Annotated in this window: 4 protein-coding genes; all 4 read left to right on the top strand. The window is 60.2% G+C overall.

The genetic code is table 11. The features are described from left to right. Positions 1 to 994: DNA recombination protein RmuC (locus tag OB03_RS13870; protein ID WP_461344547.1), on the top strand; the 994-nt coding region annotated here is incomplete at its 5' end. Positions 995 to 1,089: 95 nt separating this feature from the next. Beyond that, positions 1,090 to 1,563 carry a hypothetical protein gene (locus OB03_RS13865; protein WP_242912913.1) on the top strand — a complete coding sequence of 158 codons (474 nt, stop codon included), beginning with the start codon at positions 1,090 to 1,092 and terminating at the stop codon, positions 1,561 to 1,563. A 9-nt stretch (positions 1,564 to 1,572) separates the two neighbouring features. Then, complete coding sequence (locus tag OB03_RS13860) at positions 1,573 to 1,770, top strand: helix-turn-helix transcriptional regulator (RefSeq protein WP_242912914.1); 198 nt, start codon at positions 1,573 to 1,575, stop codon at positions 1,768 to 1,770. A 40-nt stretch (positions 1,771 to 1,810) separates the two neighbouring features. Continuing rightward, positions 1,811 to 2,740 (top strand): TraB/GumN family protein, encoded by a 930-nt coding sequence (locus OB03_RS13855; protein ID WP_242912915.1) that lies wholly within the window; start codon positions 1,811 to 1,813, stop codon positions 2,738 to 2,740. The last annotated feature ends 142 nt before the right edge of the window (positions 2,741 to 2,882 follow it).

Genomic DNA, 2,882 nt, shown 5'->3' with positions numbered 1-2,882 from the left:
GGTCATGGCGGCGGAACTGGAAAAAGTCCGCACCACGGTTGGTCAGAACCTCGAGACCCTGCGCAAGGACAACGAGGAAAAGCTCGAGAAGATGCGCGCCACCGTCGAGGAAAAGCTGCAAGGCACCCTCGAACAACGTCTGGGCGAAAGCTTCAAACAGGTCTCCGACCGTCTGGAAGCTGTACACAAGGGTCTTGGCGAAATGCAGAGCCTCGCCAATGGCGTGGGCGATCTGAAACGCGTGCTGACCAATGTTAAAACGCGCGGCGGCTGGGGCGAAATGCAGCTGGGCGCTATCCTCGAAGAGATGCTGGCACCTGAGCAATATGTCTCCAACACCCAGATCGATCCGGCATCGGGCCAGCGTGTCGAGTTTGCCGTGCGCATGCCGGGGCAGGGCGAGGGCGAGGCGATCCTCCTGCCGATCGATGCCAAATTCCCGCACGAAGACTATGACCGCCTGCTCACGGCGCATGAACTGGGCGACCTGAACCAGATCGATTTGGCGGCCAAACAACTGGAACGCGCTGTCCGTATTCAGGCCAAGACCATCTCGGACAGCTATATCAAGCCGCCGTACTCCACTGATTTCGCCATCATGTATCTGCCGACCGAGGGCCTTTATGCCGAAGTCGCGCGTCGCCCCGGTCTGATCCGCGAAATCCAGAGCCAGCACCGCGTGATGGTGGCAGGCCCGTCGAACCTCGCGGCCTTCCTCAACTCGCTGCAGATGGGCTTCCGCACCCTGGCGATCCAGAAACGCTCCAGCGAAGTCTGGCAGGTTCTGGGCGCGGCCAAGGCCGAGTTCCAGAAGTATGGCGATGTCTGGGACAAGCTGGGCAAACAGCTGGATACGGCCCGCAAGACCGTGGACGAGGCAGGCAAACGCACCCGCGCTGTCGAGCGTCGTCTTCGCGGGGTTGAAGTTCTGGATGCGCCTGTCGCGGCTGCACTTCTCGATGCACCGGACGTCGAGGATATGCCCGACGTCTAGCTCTCCAAAATCATCCCCTCAACTTGATGACAAGGGTGCTTGACAGGCCCTGAAGTTGGCTTGTAAAGTTTCCTTGTCATCAGTTGAGGGGCATTATGATTAGTCGCCTGTTTTCCACTCCCAAAGGTCGCGTCATCAGCGTTATCGTCTTTCTGATCATCACTATGGTCAGCGGCGGCGTTGTAGGTTTCCTGCAAGGTTATGCAGAGGCGTCCGGTCAGACATCCGTCGTTGAAGGCCGAAGCTTCGTCTGGATCATCGGTGCGATTGCCGTAGTGCTTGCCGCTGCCAGCTTCGCCTATGGTGCCTATTGGATGAAATCCATCGATGAGGCGGCGCAGGAAGCCCACAAATGGTCGTGGTACTGGGGCGGCTCTGCCGGTCTAGGCGTCGGCGTGGTGGCTCTGCTTCTCTCGATGGCACCTGCGTCCGAGAACTGGAGCGTTCCCACGCTTGATGGCCGCACCGACCCTGTAGCCTATGCTGCCAGCGGTGCGTTTGGCCTCATGGTCGTGCTGCTCATCGGCTATGGCATAGCGTGGGCTTGGTGGTGGTTTAGCCGCCGATAGGAGCCCTCAGTGAACAATCGTCTCAAAGTGCTCCGCGCAGAGCGTGACTGGTCTCAAGCCCATCTAGCGCAGGAGCTTGGCGTCTCTCGCCAGACTGTGAATGCGCTCGAGACGGGCAAATATGACCCGTCCCTGCCACTCGCGTTCAAAATTGCGCGTCTGTTCGAGATGCGCATCGAAGACATCTTTATCGATGAAGCGGCCTGACGCCGGCTCGTCCCAACTAGAACCCCCAGAGGAAATGCCCATGTTGAAGTCCACCCGCCGTCTCTTCGCATCCGCTGCCGCCATCGGTGCCCTGTTCCTGGCACCCGCCGCCTTTGCACAACAGGCACCGGCCGTTCTTGATCCTATCCCGCAGGCCGCAGGTCAGGGGCCTGCGATCTGGGTGATCCGTGACGAAGATTCGACCCTTTATCTGTTTGGTAGTTTCCACCTGCTTCGCCCGACCACGGGCTGGAGCACGCCTCAGGTCGAACAGGCATTCGCCTCGGCCGACGAGATCTGGCTGGAGCTAACGGACATTGACGACGCTACCCAAGCCCAACAGTTGATGATGCAGCACGGTCTGTCGCCCGACCGTCCGCTGTCCAGCCTGCTCACCGCAGAGGATATCGCCGCGCTGGACCAAGCCGCTTCCAAGATGGGTGCGACCGCCGCAGCGTTCGACCCGATGCGCCCGTGGCTGGTGTCAATGCAACTGGCGTTGGTCCAGATGGTCGCTAACGGCTTTGACCCCAATGCGGGTGTCGAGAAAATTCTGATGGCGCGCGCCGCAGCACTTGGCAAACCGCTCAAGGGCTTCGAGAGCATGAAGGAGCAGATCGAACTGATGGCGGGCATGTCCGAAGAAGGACAGGTTGAAATGCTCCGGGCAGGCCTCAAGGACCTGAACGAGACGCCGGAAGAGGTTGAAAAGCTGGTGCAGGCTTGGTCGACCGGCAATGTCGCCTACATCGATCAGGACATGGTCCAAAAGATGAAGACCCAGTCCCCCGAGGCCTACGACATCATGTTGACGCGCCGTAACGCCAACTGGACCCGCCAGATCAAGCAACTGCTCGAGGGCTCCGGTACGGCCTTTATCGCCGTGGGCGCGGCTCACCTTGCCGGTGCCGACAGCGTCCAGTCGATGCTGGCCGCCGAAGGCATCCAATCCGAGCGTCTGCCCAACTAAGTCCCTGTCGCAGCGCGCAGATTTCAAGGCCCGGCCATTGCGCCGGGCCTTTTCATTTGAAACGCCGCTGCTATGTTCGCCAAATCAAGCGGCAGCATCGCCAGCCGCCCGGGCGGGTATAGTTCAGAGGTAGAACGTCAGC

Source organism: Brevundimonas sp. GN22 (assembly GCF_054824005.1).
This window is presented reverse-complemented; position numbering and strand designations above follow the sequence as displayed.

Coding starts and splice junctions, on each gene's coding strand:
- OB03_RS13865 (WP_242912913.1), top strand. CDS start 1,090: ATGATTAGTCGCCTGTTTTCCACTCCCAAAGGTCGCGTCATCAGCGTT.
- OB03_RS13855 (WP_242912915.1), top strand. CDS start 1,811: ATGTTGAAGTCCACCCGCCGTCTCTTCGCATCCGCTGCCGCCATCGGT.